The 16,230-nt window shown below is 46.4% G+C and carries 16 protein-coding genes; 1 reads left to right on the top strand and 15 read right to left on the bottom strand.

Going from position 1 to position 16,230, the window contains the following annotated elements; translation table 11 throughout:
- Positions 1-16 precede the first annotated feature (16 nt).
- From LCY76_RS21605 to LCY76_RS21665, 13 genes are all read right to left on the bottom strand, one after another.
- Positions 17-760: a YwmB family TATA-box binding protein gene (locus LCY76_RS21605; protein WP_248254389.1), complete on the bottom strand. Its 744-nt coding sequence runs from the start codon at positions 758-760 to the stop codon at positions 17-19.
- Positions 761-931: 171 nt separating this feature from the next.
- Positions 932-1,165 carry a DUF1146 family protein gene (locus tag LCY76_RS21610; protein WP_248254390.1) on the bottom strand — a complete coding sequence of 78 codons (234 nt, stop codon included), beginning with the start codon at positions 1,163-1,165 and terminating at the stop codon, positions 932-934.
- A gap of 213 nt (positions 1,166-1,378) precedes the next feature.
- Positions 1,379-2,896, bottom strand: a complete 1,518-nt coding sequence (gene nuoN, locus LCY76_RS21615; protein WP_248254391.1) for an NADH-quinone oxidoreductase subunit NuoN — start codon at positions 2,894-2,896, stop codon at positions 1,379-1,381.
- 4 nt (positions 2,897-2,900) lie between these two features.
- A complete protein-coding gene (locus LCY76_RS21620; protein ID WP_248254392.1) occupies positions 2,901-4,406 on the bottom strand; it encodes a complex I subunit 4 family protein in 1,506 nt (501 codons plus the stop codon).
- On the bottom strand, positions 4,403-6,271 hold the full coding sequence (gene nuoL, locus LCY76_RS21625) for an NADH-quinone oxidoreductase subunit L (protein WP_248254393.1): 1,869 nt from the start codon (positions 6,269-6,271) through the stop codon (positions 4,403-4,405). The genes LCY76_RS21620 and nuoL overlap by 4 nt, the downstream gene beginning before the upstream one ends.
- Positions 6,272-6,287: 16 nt before the next feature.
- Entirely contained in the window at positions 6,288-6,602 is a 315-nt protein-coding gene (nuoK, locus tag LCY76_RS21630; RefSeq protein WP_053356491.1) for an NADH-quinone oxidoreductase subunit NuoK, read from the bottom strand.
- Positions 6,599-7,111, bottom strand: coding sequence for an NADH-quinone oxidoreductase subunit J (locus tag LCY76_RS21635; protein WP_248254394.1), 513 nt, complete (start codon positions 7,109-7,111; stop codon positions 6,599-6,601). The genes nuoK and LCY76_RS21635 overlap by 4 nt, the downstream gene beginning before the upstream one ends.
- The gene (gene nuoI / locus LCY76_RS21640) at positions 7,108-7,527 is read right to left on the bottom strand and encodes an NADH-quinone oxidoreductase subunit NuoI (protein WP_248254395.1); all 420 of its coding nucleotides are present in this window, start codon (positions 7,525-7,527) and stop codon (positions 7,108-7,110) included. The genes LCY76_RS21635 and nuoI overlap by 4 nt, the downstream gene beginning before the upstream one ends.
- A gap of 70 nt (positions 7,528-7,597) precedes the next feature.
- Positions 7,598-8,602: an NADH-quinone oxidoreductase subunit NuoH gene (nuoH, locus tag LCY76_RS21645; RefSeq protein ID WP_248254396.1), complete on the bottom strand. Its 1,005-nt coding sequence runs from the start codon at positions 8,600-8,602 to the stop codon at positions 7,598-7,600.
- On the bottom strand, positions 8,602-9,702 hold the full coding sequence (locus LCY76_RS21650; protein ID WP_248254397.1) for an NADH-quinone oxidoreductase subunit D: 1,101 nt from the start codon (positions 9,700-9,702) through the stop codon (positions 8,602-8,604). The genes nuoH and LCY76_RS21650 overlap by 1 nt, the downstream gene beginning before the upstream one ends.
- Positions 9,703-9,705: 3 nt before the next feature.
- Positions 9,706-10,953 carry an NADH-quinone oxidoreductase subunit C gene (locus LCY76_RS21655; RefSeq protein WP_248254398.1) on the bottom strand — a complete coding sequence of 416 codons (1,248 nt, stop codon included), beginning with the start codon at positions 10,951-10,953 and terminating at the stop codon, positions 9,706-9,708.
- A gap of 2 nt (positions 10,954-10,955) precedes the next feature.
- Complete coding sequence (locus LCY76_RS21660; protein ID WP_053356485.1) at positions 10,956-11,468, bottom strand: NuoB/complex I 20 kDa subunit family protein; 513 nt, start codon at positions 11,466-11,468, stop codon at positions 10,956-10,958.
- Positions 11,459-11,833 carry an NADH-quinone oxidoreductase subunit A gene (locus tag LCY76_RS21665; protein ID WP_248254399.1) on the bottom strand — a complete coding sequence of 125 codons (375 nt, stop codon included), beginning with the start codon at positions 11,831-11,833 and terminating at the stop codon, positions 11,459-11,461. The genes LCY76_RS21660 and LCY76_RS21665 overlap by 10 nt, the downstream gene beginning before the upstream one ends.
- Positions 11,834-12,149: 316 nt before the next feature.
- Between LCY76_RS21665 and LCY76_RS21670 the strand changes: the two genes are divergently transcribed.
- A complete protein-coding gene (locus tag LCY76_RS21670) occupies positions 12,150-12,572 on the top strand; it encodes a DUF1722 domain-containing protein (RefSeq protein WP_248254400.1) in 423 nt (140 codons plus the stop codon).
- 43 nt (positions 12,573-12,615) lie between these two features.
- Here LCY76_RS21670 and LCY76_RS21675 read toward each other — a convergent pair whose 3' ends face one another.
- The gene (locus LCY76_RS21675; protein WP_248254401.1) at positions 12,616-14,280 is read right to left on the bottom strand and encodes a glycerol-3-phosphate dehydrogenase/oxidase; all 1,665 of its coding nucleotides are present in this window, start codon (positions 14,278-14,280) and stop codon (positions 12,616-12,618) included.
- Positions 14,281-14,717: 437 nt separating this feature from the next.
- Complete coding sequence (gene glpK, locus LCY76_RS21680) at positions 14,718-16,211, bottom strand: glycerol kinase GlpK (protein WP_248254402.1); 1,494 nt, start codon at positions 16,209-16,211, stop codon at positions 14,718-14,720.
- Positions 16,212-16,230: the final 19 nt, after the last annotated feature.

Consider the following 16,230-nt stretch of genomic DNA (forward strand, 5'->3'; position numbering starts at 1 on the left):
GCGTCCAATTTCTATATTAATATTCAGACGTAATTATTGGTGTTCCAATTGTGACGGCTGTTTGGCCGCCCATTCCTTGATTTCTAATTGCAATCTGCAGATTCATAGCTTTGTGAGCTGTATTAATTTTCTCATCCCAATGCTTAGTATATGCCGAGATTGATACAAACGTCTCTTCCTTCAGTTCTTCGACAGGAACAGCGGAGAACGTTGTCATGAGCTCAAGTGCTTGTTTATACAAACCAACGTCCATTGTACCACTATGTACCCCTGTGATACAAGAGAAAGTTGAAGTTTTTCCTTCAAAATAGGTAGCGACCCTACTCTGAAACGATCGCGCAAAATGCTGAAATTGATTTTTATTCCAGCCCTTTCCTTCGACCGCATAAACAAGATACGTTGCAAGCTTTCCTTTTTGGGGGTATCCCACCAGCGTAAGGCGCTCTTTTATGCTCCCTGCTTGAGAAATTCGCACCCCGGTAATTTTTAAATGTTCTTGCATATTCATAGTGTTCCATTTATAACCTTTAGCTGCATTCTTTAATAATGCCGCTTTTTGTCGATACCCCTTTAGATTGGAAGTAAAACCTACACTTCCTTTAGTATAAAGCGACCATTTTTTCACAATAATACCTTGCTCGTCCATCGCTTGCTTCATGTCCGAAATTTTGCTTATATTTGCTGCTTCTCTTGCCAGCACACTCTCATAAGAATGAACCAATAATATAATTGCAAAAAATAAAACAATACTCTTTTTCATTTTATTCCACCCGTCCTCTCCTCTATTTCTCATTCTTGCCAGAGGACGGTCCATTATTCATGGAAGTTGCAGTCATATTCCGACAGAAACTTCACACCTTATTTACTTTGTTCAACAGTGAACAATCTTTTGCTGTATTGTGAGCTGAGACGGTTAGTAGGTATGTGTTAATTAAAATAAATATTTAAGCTGTGTGGAATAATTCAAATAACTGAGAAAGAAGCTGCTTACGAGGCTGGCAACAGCGATCGTTACTAAGACGAATAAAACGCGTGCTTGAATCACTTTGCCCTTTTTGATGTACGAGTCAAATTTTATTGCCTGCATGGCCCACCATGTGATAACGAGAAAAAGCAGGTGAACGAGGATATGAAGCAGTGCTTGCTGCCCGGCTTGTTCAAACAACTGGGTTCCTCCTTGCCACAAGGCCTTATCGGCCAAGTGCTTACTAAACACCATCATGATAACATACACCAATAGAAAGTAGCATAAACTGAATTTTACCATAAAGGAACAGACAAAAGGCCTATTTTCAATCATGTTCCCAATTTTGACATATCTTTAAAATCCAAGGGATTTCCCAAATAAAAAAAGGAATCTGCATCGCGGCAGATTCCCTTATTTTTGTCCTAATGTCTGGAAAAAATCTGTGAGATGAAATTCATTATAAAAGAAATGGAGGGCGGTTCCCGGGAAGATACCGAAGAACACGGTTGCCGCTGCACATAAAGCGGTTACAAACAGGAGGCCCTTCTTATGCTGGATCGCCCGCTCTTCCTGCCCTGAACGAAAAAACATCTGGCCAATAATATTGAAATAATAGAAGTAAGAGACAACCGTGCCGGCCATTAGAATCCCTGCCAATATGTAATGTCCAGGATTGGTTCCAAGGGCATTCATAAAGATTCCGAATTTCCCCGCAAAGCCTGCTGTAGCCGGAATGCCCGCCAATGACAGAATAAAGATGGTCATTGCGACAGCAAGCCAGGGAGAACGCTTATATAAGCCGGCAAAGCCCGATATATCATTCGTCCCGCTCGCTGCTGTTACTTCCTGAATGACAGCAAAAGCACCAATATTCATAAACAGATAGGCAAGAAGATAAAACCATGTTGTTTCAAACAGCAAAGCCGAGACGGAAACGAACGGAACGAGAATATAACCAGCCTGCGCAACCGACGAATAGGCGAAAAGCCGTTTAATGTTCCTCTGCCGGAGGGCGATCACATTGCCGGCAATCATGGTCGCTCCAGCGAGAACCGCGAGATACGGCTGAACTTGAAGAAGCAGCGGATCTCCTTTAATGCCGGGCGCAGAACTAAAGCACAAGAGAAAAAACCGCAGGATGATGGCAAATCCGGCTGTTTTCGAGACCACGCTTAAAAAGGCGGTAACAGGAAGCGGTGAGCCTTGATACACATCAGGTGCCCACATATGAAAAGGAGCGGAGGCGATTTTGAAAGTTAACCCTGCAAATGTGATAAAAAAAGCAAATACGAGTAAAAACTGATTCTGCAAGATGCTCGTATCTCTCAATGCTGCACCTACTGCATACAGGTTTGTTTCCCCAGTCAACCCAAATACATAGCTCATCCCAAACATTGTGATGGCTGTTGAAATTCCGCCTGTTACTACATATTTAAAAGCAGCCTCATTCGACTCCAACTTTCTTTTTCTCATGCCTGCCATAACATAGGAGGAAAGAGAAAGGAGCTCCAGGCCAATAAACAGGGTGATCATGTCCCCGCTCGAAGCCATAAACATGGCCCCAAGGAGAGCAGTGAGCAGCAGATAGTAGAATTCCCCACGGTACTCTTCTTCTTCATTCATCCGGTAGTCATAAGCTAAAATTAAAATCAGCCCTGTTCCCAGAAGCAGGATCAGCTTAAACGCCTTCGAGAAGGAGTCAAGCCGGTACATATCATGAAAAAGTGATGCTCCTTCATGTCCAAATTGCAGATATAAAAAAATGAAAGCCGCTGCTATTCCTGCAATGGCCAATATCCCGAGAGGACGGCGGCTTTGCGTTCGAGGCATAAACAAGTCCAGCAAAGACAGGATAATAGCTGTTCCCAAGATGGCAAATTCAGGCGCCATGATTCCCCAGTTCATTGAAGTTAACGTGTGAAGATCCATCTGGCTACCCCCTTAAGCCCAACAAGATTGTGTCTAAAACCGTGCGTAATGATTCACTCAGCATTCCCGGATAGATTCCAATAAAGAGCACCAAAGCCAAAAGAACAAAAGCCGGCACCCTCTCTCGGAGCGTCAAGTCATAAAAGCCGCTATGGGCGTCCTTTGGGGGCCCAAAGGTTACAGAAAGAACAGCCCGCAAAATATAAACCGCAGTTAGTACGATACCGAGAGCCCCCACTGCAGCGATTACAGGCATGACCTTGAAGAGTCCGAGAAAGGCCAGAAACTCACTGATAAATCCGGACATGCCAGGAAGTCCCAGCGACGCAAGCCCACCGGCAAGCAGGATGCCTGCAGTGACCGGCATGGCGCCTGCAAGACCACTGTAGTCCTTAAGGTCTGAAGAACCGGTCCGTTCATACAGCACCCCGATCAAGAAGAACAGCAGGGCAGAGATCAATCCGTGGGAAATTAGCTGAAAGACCGCTCCCTTTACTCCTGCTTCATTCAGTGCCGAAAAGCCGATCAATACGATCCCCATATGGGAGACGGAAGAATAGGCCAGTACTTTTTTCAAGTCCGTCTGTACAATGGCAAGAAAGGCACCATACAGAAGGTTGATGACACCCAATACTGCTATCCATACTGCCATCCGTTTGAATTCAGACGGGAAAAATCCGATACCGAACGTGAAGAGCCCGTATGCTCCGATCTTTAAAAGAATTCCGGAGTGAATCATAACAACGGAAGGCGGTGCCTGTACGTGCACACGCAGCATCCACGTGTGAAGAGGAACAATCGGCAGTTTGATTCCAAAAGCCACAAACAGAGCAATCAGGAGGGATATACGGAACGTGCCTCCGAGAGCAGGATCGGTATGTCCGCCGAGTATTTTCGCCAGTTCTCCATAGTTTAGCGTTCCTGTTCTCATAAAGAGTGCAACGAATACAATGAGCAGAATGGCAGAACCGATTCCGTTATAGATCAAGAAACTGTAAGCAGCCTTTTCCCTGTCTGCAAAACCCCAGCGGCCGATCAGGAAAAACATCGGGATAAGCGTCAACTCAAAGAAAATAAAAAAGAGAAAGAGATTTTGAGAAGCGAATACCCCCAGCATACCGAGTTCTAAAATCAAAAAGAAGATGAAATAGCTTTTCCAGTCCTTCTTGATCGTCCAGGAACCGAGAGCGGCCAGTACAGAAATAACAGCGGTTAGCAGCAGGAGAACAAGAGACAGACCATTGACGCCTACTTCATAGTCGATAGCAAAAGATGAGCCTGCTCCAGCCTGATCCATTTTATAAGAGAGCCAGTTGCCTTGTTCAGCAAGCTGGATCCCTGAAGCTGAGCGATCAAAGGTAACTGCAGCAATGATGGAAAGAAGCAGGGGCAGCAGCGTGCCCAACAGGCCTGCAAGTTTTAAGGCCTTTTCATTTTTGGATGGCATTACACTCAAAGCAGCAATACCGGCCAGCGGGGAAAACAATAGGATGGATAACAGATGGCTCATGAGAAATACCCCCCTGCAACAGCAAAGAATAATAGGATGATAACGAGTCCCGCAACAGCGACGGCACCAAATCTCTGAACCTGGCCATCGTGCATGGAGGAACCTCTTTTACCGAGCCATTGAACGAGGCCTGCCGTTCCGTTCACAGCTGCTTCAACGAGATACCGGTCAACATAGCTCCAAAAATAACTGAACAGCGTTGTGCCTTTAACGACTGTAGCATCATAAGCTTCATCCAGGTAATACTTGCGGTAAATAATCGTGCTGAGAGACGGAAGAGAACGAGACAGCCAGTTTCTTGACAGTGTTTTTTTACCGTACATAAGATAGGCCAGAAAGATTCCCGCCAAGGATACGATCGTGGCAAGGATCGGAATCCATACCGGTCCATGTTCCCCTTCTGCAGCAATCCGGACAGGGCCGTGGCTTAAATAATGAGCTAAAAACCCACCAAACCAGGGGGTATTTAAATAGCCTGCAACGACAGCCAGAACACCTAGAACCAGCATGGGAAAAAGCATGGAAACATCGGATTCTTTCACCTTTTCATGCGCTTGGCCTGAATTCCCTGCGAACACCATAAAAAACAGCCGGAACATATAAAAAGCGGTAAAAAAAGCAGCGAGGAGAGCGAGGATAAACAATCCATAGCGGCCGTCCCCGTAAGTGGCCATTAAAATTTCATCTTTACTGAAGAAACCGGATAAGAGCGGAAATCCGGAAATGGACAGTGCTCCTATTAAAAATAAAGGAGCCGTAAATTTCAGCTTCCTCCAAAGGCCGCCCATCTCTTCAATATTTTGAGTATGTACGGCATGAATAACACTGCCCGCAGCCAGGAACAGGAGTGCTTTAAAGAAAGCATGCGTCATCAGATGGAAAATCCCTGCTGTATAGCCGCCTGAGCCAAGGGCGAGCATCATGTAGCCAAGCTGGCTCACGGTGGAATACGCCAGCACCCGTTTGATATCTTTCTGCATCAGGCCGATGGATGCAGCGAATATCGCGGTAATCCCGCCTACAACGGCTACAGTTGTCATGGCTGTAGATGATGCTTCAAAGAGCGGATACATAGAAGCCACAAGATAAACACCTGCCGCGACCATCGTTGCCGCATGGATAAGGGCGGAGACCGGCGTCGGGCCCTCCATAGCATCTGGTAGCCACGTATGAAGCGGGAGCTGCCCTGATTTCCCGACGGCACCCACAAAGATCAGAATGGCCGTCAGGGTTATCATTTCTGAGGAAATATGGTGGCTGGCAGCCGCTTTGAAGATTTCATCGTATTCAAAGCTCCCCGTCTGCCAGTATAAAAGAATAATCCCGATGAAGAGCCCCACGTCCCCGATACGCGTCATGATGAAGGCCTTCTTCGCAGCCGCCTTGGCTTCGGGTTTAAAATAATAGTATCCGATGAGGAGAAACGATCCTAAGCCGACCAGTTCCCAGAAGATATACACCTGAAGCAGGTTAGGAGACATGACGAGCCCCAGCATCGCAAACGTAAACAAACCAAGATAGGCATAAAAGACATGAAAACGGCCATCCCCATGCATATAGCTCTTCGAATACACATGCACGAGAAAGCTTACAAGCGTTACGATGACGAGCATCAACGCATTCAGCGGATTGATTTCATATCCCATCGTTACAGCATGTTTGCCGATATACAGCCATACTCCTTCTGCCTTGTATGACTCCCCTCCCCATTGGCTGGCCATGACGATCATTGCCATGATCAATGAGATGAAGGTGCATCCAATACCGGCGTAGGCAGAAGCTTCTTTTAGTTTTTTTCCAAAAAGTAAAAGAAGGATGAAGGATAGCAGCGGTAACAGTGGTATCAGCCAGGCATTCTGCATCATCTTTTCCAACCCCTTTTTAGCGCTTCATAATATCCATTTCATCCACATTGACGGTCTTGCGGTTTCGGTATAGTGCCATAAGAATGGCGAGCCCAACCGCCGCTTCAGCAGCCGCAACGGTGATGGTAAAGAGAGAGAAGATCTGTCCCGTCAGGCCGGGCTTCGCTCCGTATTTTGCAAATGCAACAAGGTTAATATTTACTGCGTTCAGCATCAGTTCGATGGAAATAAGAACAATAACAGCGTTTCTTTTTGTCAGCGCTCCAAACAGCCCGATGCAAAACAGGATGAGGGCCAGTACGAGATAAACAGACAAAGGAATGCTGCTCATTTTTTAGCCTCCTCTTCTCCGTCCCTTTTTGCCAGCACGATCGCCCCGATTAATGCCACCAATAGAAGGACAGATGTCAGCTCAAACGGAATGATGTATTTCGAGTAAAGTTCAACACCAATTTTTTTCGTATTTTCAATATGCAGGCCAGCAGCCGGTGTCCCCAGGCTGAGGCGGTTGATTCCAAAAAACATGATCAGGAAAAAGACAGCAACCCCTGCTCCTGACAATAGAACAGTCAGTTTCGGCATTTTTGTTTCCGTGTCCTTTTCATGGCGTGTCAGCATGATTCCGAACAGCATGATGATCGTGATGGCGCCCGAGTAGATGAGTACCTGAACAGCAGCCACAAACTCAGCAGACAGCGTGATGTAGATTCCTGCTATAGCAAGGAATGTAAAGACAAGCGCAACGACCATATGAACCACATTCGACAGGTTGATCATCAGGACCCCGCTCCCAATGGCCGTTAAGGCAAGGACAAAAAAAGCAATCATCTCTCCCGTCATGCTTTATTCTCCTTCCTCACATTGTTGTCGTTCTCATCGAGCCAAAGCAGATCCTTAAACAGTTCATCCCGGCTGTACTCCGCCAGTTCGAAATTGTTGGTCATGACGATCGCTTCTGTCGGGCAGACCTCTGTACACAGGTCGCATAAAATACAGATTTCAAAATTAATGTCGTACGTGTCAATGATCTTTCCCTTTTTCCCCGGATCGGGATGGGGCTTTCCTGTCAACTGAATGCAGTCTGTCGGGCAGATGTTCGCACACTGGTTGCAGACAATGCACTTTTCAGGGTAGAATTTCTGGATTCCGCGAAAACGGTCAGGCATCTGAAGGGGAACGTCCGGATATTGGGTCGTAACATTCTGCTTCGTTAAATTACTGAGCGTATATTTTAAGCCTTTCGCAAGACCTTTCACCTCACACCACTCCTTTTTTGCAGTCTAGTAAACTCGCATTGCGGGCAAGAGGAAAACAAGTCCGCTGCACTTATCTTAAAAATATTTCTTTTACGACGGCACTGACAAAAATGTTGAGTAAAGCGACCGGCAAAAGAACCTTCCAGGCAAACTCCATGAGCTGATCAGCCCTTAAGCGCGGCATTGTTCCCCGGACCCAGATCATAAAGAAGACGATCAGGCTGAACTTCAAAGCAAACCAGATGATGCCCGGAATGAAGCCAAAAAACGGAATGGGTTTCCATCCGCCAAGGAACAGCACAGTCGTTAGTGAAGCCATTGCAAATAGATACACATATTCCGTAAGCATGAAGAAGGCCCAGCGAAATCCTGAATACTCTACGTGATAGCCGGCAACCAGTTCGGATTCTGCTTCCGGCAAGTCAAACGGTGTACGGTTCAGCTCCGCTATAGAGGAAATCAAAAATACAATAAAGCCAAGCGGCGATAAAAAAATATAAGCTACTTTTTCCTGGCCTTCTACAATGTCTGTCAGGTTAAGGCTTCCGCTGAATAAGATGACACCGATCACGGAGATGACTAGCGGAATCTCATACGATATCATCTGTGCCGCAGATCTCATCCCCCCAAGGAGCGAGTATTTATTGTTGGAAGCCCAGCCGGCCATCAAGATCCCAACCGTAGTAATACCTGATATTGCAATGTAATACAATAGGCCGATGCTAAGGTCGGAAAACTTCAGATGATCAGAAAAAGGGATGGCCGCTAACACCATGAAAGCCGGAGCAAAAGCGAGAACCGGCGCCAAAATAAAAAGCGGTTTATCGGCCAGCTTTGGAATGGTGTCTTCCTTGAGCAATAGCTTCAGTACGTCGGCAACGGTCTGCAGAAGACCAAAGCGTCCACCGACCCGGTTCGGCCCTGGACGAAGCTGCATGAATCCGAGCACTTTTCGTTCTGCCAATATGGCATACGTTACAAATCCGAGAACAATAACCAGCAGGCAGGCTCCTAAACCAAAAAAGACAGCCGCGTGGATCCAGCCTGGAGGCGAGGATAACAAATGATTTATCATCAGCCGTCCACCTCCCCTAAGACGATGTCGATTCCGCCGAGTATGGTAATCAGGTTTGAGATGTTTTCACCGACAAGAAGTTTGGGCAAGATCTGCAGATTGTAAAAGGAAGGTCTTCTGAATTTTAAACGGTAAGGCTCCTTTTTCCCCTCCGAAGCGATGTAGCAGCCGATCTCCCCGCGCGGCGACTCAATCCGGACGAAGGCTTCTCCTTTTGGCGGCTTGATGATCTTCGCCACCTTCGCCATGATCTCTCCATTTTCAGGAAACTGTTCCACCGCCTGCTCGACGATCTTTAAGGATTCTTTGATTTCCGCCATCCGGCACTGATAGCGGGCCCAGGCATCTCCGCTGTCGTATACGGGGACATCAAACGTGAACCGGTCATAGATGGAATAAGGTTCGTCTTTTCTCAAATCCCAGCTGATCCCCGTACAGCGCAGGTTGGCGCCGCTTAACGAGTAATCAAGAGCCTCCTCCTTCGTATAAAAACCAACATCTTTTACACGATTCAAAAAGATTTCATTTCCGGTTACAAGATCGTGATATCCTGAAAGCTGCTCCCGCATGTAAGGAACAAACTCTCTAATCTTCTGGATCCAGCCTTCTGGAGCATCCCACTTCACTCCTCCGATCCTCATATAATTGAAAGTCAGGCGTGCCCCGGATATTTCGTTTAACATTCCGATAATGGCTTCTCTCTCCCTGAAGGCATAGAGAAACGGGCTCATTGCTCCTATATCCAGGAGGTACGTTCCAAACCAAACTAAATGGCTTGCGATCCGTCCAAGCTCCATCACGAGAATACGGAGATATTCCGCCCGTTCAGGAATTTCAATGTTCATCATCGTTTCAACTGCATGGCAGATGACATAATTGTTCGTCATTGCAGCCAGATAATCCATACGGTCTGTGTACGGAATGATCTGTGTGTATTGAAGGTTTTCAGCGAGCTTTTCAGTCCCGCGATGCAGATATCCAATGACAGGCTGGGCTTCGATAATGGTTTCTCCGTCAATTTTCAGCACGATCCGGAACACCCCATGTGTACTCGGATGCTGAGGGCCGACATTCAGCAGCATTTCTTCGGTGCGGATCACCGGCTACACCTCCACATCATACGGTTCATAATCTTTGCGGAGCGGATGGCCCACCCAATCGTCAGGCATCATAATCCTCGTTAAGTTCGGATGCCCGGTAAAGGTGATTCCCAGCAGGTCGAAGGCTTCTCTTTCCGGCCAGTCAGCCCCCGCCCAAAGGGGAGCTAATGAGTCAATGACTGCTTCTTCTCTATTGACTCTTACTTTCAATGCAACTGGACTGCGATGTGTGTAGGAATAAAAATGATTGTAGACCTCTAGGTGAGTTTCAAAATCTGTGGCGTGAAGTTCTGACAAATAATCAAAACGAAGTTCCTCGTGGTGTTTAAGAAGTTCGGCAATATTAAAATATGTATCCGGTTTGGCAACAAGGGTCGGAACATCCTTGGAAAGCGGATTGATGTAGCTGTCTTCAAGCACATCTTCCCCCAATGTCTTCTTGATCACGCTGACATAACGGTCGAGAAGCGGTTGTAACGGAGATGGCTTTTGTTCTTCAGCAGGCACCTCTGTCTTGGCTGTGGCAGCGTTAGCTCTTGCAGCGGCTGCAGCGGCTGCTTTCGCTTTAGCAGCAGCAATAGCCTTTGCCTTTTCGTCGGAAGGATCGGATGAGTCTGCTGCTCCCTCTCTGGCTGCTCTTGCTTTGGCAGCAGCGGCTGCTTTGGCCTTTGCGGCTGCAGCGGCTTTTGCTTTAGCAGCTGCCTTTGCTTTTTCGTCTTCCGCTGGATCAGATGAGTTTGTCGTTCCCTCTCTGGCTGCTCTCGCTTTAGCGGCTGCGGCTGCTTTGGCCTTTGCGGCTGCAGCGGCTTTTGCTTTAGCAGCTGCCTTTGCTTTTTCGTTTTCCACAGGATCAGATGAGTCTGCTGTTCCATCTCTGGCTGCTCTTGCTTTGGCGGCTGCGGCTGCTTTGGCCTTTGCGGCTGCAGCGGCTTTTGCTTTAGCAGCTGCCTTTGCTTTTTCATCAGCCAAAGGATTCTCCGGAGTGCTTGATGTTTCTTCTTTTTGTCCTAAAGCTTTTTGCTTTGCTAGTTCAGCCGCTTTCGCTTTAGCTTCTGCGACAGCTTTTTTCTTTTGTTCCTCAATGCTTAGTTCCTGGGCGGGACCACCGCTCTCCTCTTTTTTCTCGAGAGCTCTTTGTCTGGCAAGCTCCAGGGCTTTCGCTTTTGCTTCAGCAGCTGCCTGTTTTTTTAGTTCTTCCTTTGATAACGTCTCGCTGGATTCAGGGGATTTTCCATCATTTTCGTTTGGCATGACTACATCACCTTCTTCCCAGTCTTCGCTTCGTAACGGATCTTCTCCTGCAATTTATTGATTCCATAAATGAGGGCTGCAGGATTTGGCGGACATCCGGGAATATAAACATCAACGGGAACGATCTGATCCACTCCCTTAACGACGGCATAAGACTTGATATAGGGTCCACCGGCTGTTGCGCAGGAACCCATGGCAATGACCCATTTGGGCTCAGGCATTTGTTCGTAAAGCCGTTTAAGGACTGGAGCCATCTTTTTCGTCACCGTCCCGGATACGATCATGACATCGGATTGCCGTGGGGAGGTCCGAAATATACTGCCGAAACGGTCAAGGTCATAGTGGGATGACCCGGTTCCCATCATTTCGATGGCACAGCAGGCAAGGCCGAATGTAAGAGGCCAGAGCGAATTGCTCCTTGCCCACGCTTTAATCTGTTCCAAAGTGGTTAAAAAGATATTGCGTTCAAGCTCTGCTTTTTCTTCAGGTGAAATATCCGACAGCTTCAGATCCATTTCAGCACCTTCTTCTTCCAAGCGTATAAGAGGCCAAGAGCGAGCATTACAATAAATATCCCCATCTCAATGAGGGCAAAGGCCCCAAGATGGTCATAGGCGACAGCCCATGGATATAAAAACACAGTTTCAACATCAAAGATGACAAACATGAGGGCGAACAAATAGTATCTTACGTTAAACTGGATCCAGCTTTGATGAAAGGGTTCAATTCCGCTCTCATATGTGGTCGCTTTCTCTTTAGTCGGTTTATAAGGGCGGAGCAGGCGTCCTGCCGTTAATGCCCCGACCGGCAAAAGAATTCCCAATGCGAGAAAGACGGTTACAACAAGGTAATTGTTTTGGTAAACATGTGTTAAATCCATCCATTACCTCCCTAATCATCAGAATTTTTAAAACATTATGTAATCGTATTCATTATAGCAAATTCCAAAATTTGTGTCGACACTCGGTGGGAGCAGCTGCGGGCTCATTACTATACTCCTATTATATGAGCTTGTTCGGGGGATAGAATGAGGGTAATGAGGGAAAAGAGACGTGCAGGTGCTTTGCACCTGCATGGTCTCTGCGCTGATGGATGGATTTTAGAGGGTCTCTTTTAGCGGCAGTATGCTTTTAAATAACAAGCTTTGCCTGGCTGACTAATTTCTTTACATATTAGTAAAAAAGAGGAGGGTGTTTATGAGTGCCAGAAAGGAAGCTGAGCTGGAGTGGGCGAAACAAAAATATGATGTGATGGCGAAGGGCTACCAGCATTACAGCAGGATTAGAGATTCGTTTCGGGAGGCAAAAGAGGAAGAAGATTATAATGTAATACTCGATGAATTGGGAGAGATGGAGAAGCTTCCGTATTCCAGAAAAGCCTTTCTTAATACGGCCGAGCATGTTTGGGGGTATTTTAAAAAATCGGCCGCACTTGAAGAAAAGAACCGATTCTTTGATCTGCTTACCCAATGCCGGTCACTTCCGAATGAGTTTCTGCTTTCTCAGCCTGAATCGGCAAAGCTATTGAGCTATATTAAACAAACCTTGCTTGTTTCTTATCCTAACCCTTATTTAGAGCAGTCCGCTCTATTGAAAAAGGTGCCAGGCACCGCTCTTTGACATATGTCAAAAGAGGGTGCCTGGCACCTAAAATATAAAGAAATTAGATCGCTTCTGTACTGTAGCTCATTTGGCGTTCGAGTTCTTCAGTGTGCTGCTGAGTTTGTTCTGGTGTCCAGTTTAAGTGTTTCGCCATCAAGGCAATTCCTTTTTCTTTCCATAGGCGTACGTAAGCAATGTCAAAGTACATCGCGCTTGTACGGCGGATAAAGTAGTCAGCTGGTGTTGTTGCCATCTCTTCGTCCATAGCGTAGATCAATGTTGCATAGACTTGGATTGGCAGTTTATTAAGGTCGGCTTCTTTCTGGCCGTCCCGGATGATTTCAAACAGACGGTCAACGTTGGAACCGTATTTTTTCACAAGCTGTTCTGCATCGTCCTTGCTTAAGCCAAGGTTGAGGCCCTCAGAAACTTTTTGACGGATATATTCAGGGTAGTGGCTGCTTCCGCCTACGTTACCGCCGGATAATACAAGGTGTTTCGTATTGCTGGTGTCGTACTTGATTCCCACTTCTTTCTCAAGCTGGCCAGCAACGATGTCCGCCACTTTTTCTGCCATTTTACGATATCCTGTTAATTTACCGCCGGCGATCGTAATCAATCCTGAAGGGGAGAAGAACACTTCGTCTTTTCTGGAAATCTCAGAAGGATCTTTTCCATCTTCATGAATCAATGGACGCAATCCGGCCCAGGAAGATTCAATGTCTTTTTCTGTGATCTTCACATCAGGGAACATGAAATTGATCGCTTTTACTACATAATCAACATCATCATGTGTAATTCTTGGGTTCTTCAAATCACCTTTGTAATCTGTGTCTGTTGTACCGACATACGCTTTTCCTTCACGCGGAATCGCAAACACCATTCTTCCGTCCGGTGTGTCAAAATAAACCGCTTGCCGGAGCGGGAAACGTTCCCCATCGATTACAAGGTGGATCCCTTTTGTATGATGAATTCTTTTTCCTTTTTTGGACTTATCAATATCGCGCAGTTCATCAACCCAAGGCCCGGCTGCGTTAACAATTTTCTTGGCATAGATTTCATGCACTTTTCCAGAAAGTGTGTCTTCCGCTTTTACACCAAGAAGTTTGCCGTCCTTATCGTAGATGAAGTCTACCACTTTAATATAATTGATGGCCTTACCTCCGCGATAGACCGCTTCTTTCATAATTTCAAGAGTTAGACGAGCATCATCTGTTTTATATTCCACATAATAACCGCCGCCTAGAATGTCTTTCTTTTTCAATAATGGCTCACGGTTCAATGTTTCTTCTTTGCTTAGCATGGATCGGCGTTCTTTTCGTTTTACACCTGCCAAAAAGTCATAAACCTTAAGACCGATGGAAGTAGAAAATTTGCCAAATGTACCTTTTTTGTACATTGGAAGAAGCATCCACTCCGGTGTCGTTACATGGGGTGCATTCTCATAAACGATTGCACGCTCTTTACCTACTTCAGCAACCAGGCCCACTTCGAACTGTTTTAAGTAGCGAAGTCCGCCATGGACAAGCTTAGTAGAACGGCTGGATGTACCTCCTGCGAAGTCCTGCATTTCCAAAACGCCTGCTTTCATCCCTCGAGTCGTGGCATCAAGAAGAATTCCTGCTCCTGTCACTCCCCCCCCGATCACTAGTAAATCAAGGGAAGCAGTTTTCATATCCTCTATATATTTTTCTCTTTTATTGCTTGAAAATTGATTATTATCCATATCACGCCACTCCTTCTTTTATCCCTATGTTATTCTTTTCCTAAAGTACACAAATTAAAGCGTATATTTTTGTCCAGAGAACAAAAAAGAGACCACAATACCCCTGAACCTATCTCAGGGTATTGTGGTCTCTCCGTAGCTCCGACCGTTATTAACTTAGTGCTATCATAACAAGTTATGATGAAGTTTGCAAATGGTGCGCTCGAATTTTTTTAGGCTGTATTCGTAACCTTTGTTGCTCTTGATAGTAGTTGATTTCCGTTCCAGGATGCTCGCTTTCCGCGTGGCGTGCGCTGAACCCCTCGGCGCAAGCGCCTGCGGGTTTCACCTGTCACGCTTGTCCCGCAGGAGTCTCGCACCTTGCACTACAATCAACTTGTCAAAGAAGGCACTTTACAAAAATGTTCCCAAAGCAACAATCTTTTAGAAACCACCCCTTATTTAAAAACTCGTGCAGCTTCAACGGCTTTTTTCCAGCCTTTGTATAGATCTTCGCGTTCTTTTTCTTCCATGGCGTTGTCAAAATCTTTTTCTACTTTCCATTTATCTGCAATAGCTTCACGCCCACTCCAGAATCCTGTAGCAAGGCCCGCGAGATAAGCCGCACCTAAAGCCGTAGTTTCATTGATTTCCGGACGCTCCACCGGAACTCCAAGAATATCGGACTGGAATTGCATGAGGAAGTTGTTTTTCACCGCGCCGCCGTCCACGCGAAGCTTCTTCAGTTCAATGCCAGAATCAGCTTCCATGGCTGTTAAAACATCACGAGTCTGGTAAGCAAGTGACTCCAGCGTAGCGCGCACAAAGTGTTCTTTTTTCGTTCCGCGCGTCAAGCCGAACACAGCTCCTCGTGCTTCACTGTCCCAATATGGCGTTCCAAGCCCAACGAAAGCCGGTACAACATAAACACCATCAGATGACGTAACACGCTCTGCAAGTTCTTCACTTTCAGGAGAAGTACGGATCAGCTGCAGGCCGTCTCGAAGCCATTGAACTGCTGAACCCGCTACAAAAATACTGCCTTCAAGCGCGTACTGTACTTTTCCGTCAATACCCCAAGCAAGTGTAGTTAATAGCCCATGCTCAGATCTGACGGCCTTTTCTCCGGTATTCATAAGCATAAAGCAGCCGGTGCCGTACGTATTCTTCGCCATGCCTGTTTCAAAGCATGCCTGGCCGAAAAGTGCAGCCTGCTGGTCGCCGGCAATCCCTGCAATGGGAATGCTTTCACCGAAGAAGTGATAATCGATCGTGTGCCCGTAGACTTCTGAAGACGATTTTACTTCAGGAAGCATGGATGCCGGAACGTCAAGGATATCAAGCAGTTCTTCATCCCATTTCAAATCGTAGATGTTATACATCAAGGTTCTTGAAGCGTTCGAGTAATCGGTAACGTGTGCTTGTCCGCCAGTCATTTTCCACAATAACCACGTATCAATCGTTCCGAAAAGAAGGTCGCCCTTTTCTGCCTTTTCACGTGCACCTTCCACGTTATCCAAGATCCATTTTACTTTTGTACCTGAAAAATACGCATCGATCAGCAGGCCTGTCCTGTCTCTGAATAGATCGTTGTGTCCTTGCGCCTTTAGTTCTTCACAGATATCTGCCGTCTGTCTTGATTGCCAAACAATCGCATTGTAAACAGGCTTCCCGGTATTTTTGTCCCATACTACAGCTGTTTCACGCTGATTTGTAATACCGATCGCCGCTATTTCTTTTGGAGAAGTGTTCGTTCCTTCTAGTACCTGGGCAACAACAGCAAGTATGCTTCCCCAGATCTCCTGGGCGTTATGTTCAACCCAGCCCGGCTTGGGGAAATGCTGTGTGAATTCCTTTTGTGCAACAGATACAACTTCGCCTTCTTTGTTAAAAAGAATAGCGCGTGAACTTGTTGTTCCCTGATCCAGTGCTAAAACATATTTCTTATCCATAGAAATAACTCTCCTTTGC

It is taken from the genome of Fictibacillus marinisediminis (assembly GCF_023149135.1).
Lineage (GTDB): Bacteria > Bacillota > Bacilli > Bacillales > Fictibacillaceae > Fictibacillus_C > Fictibacillus_C marinisediminis.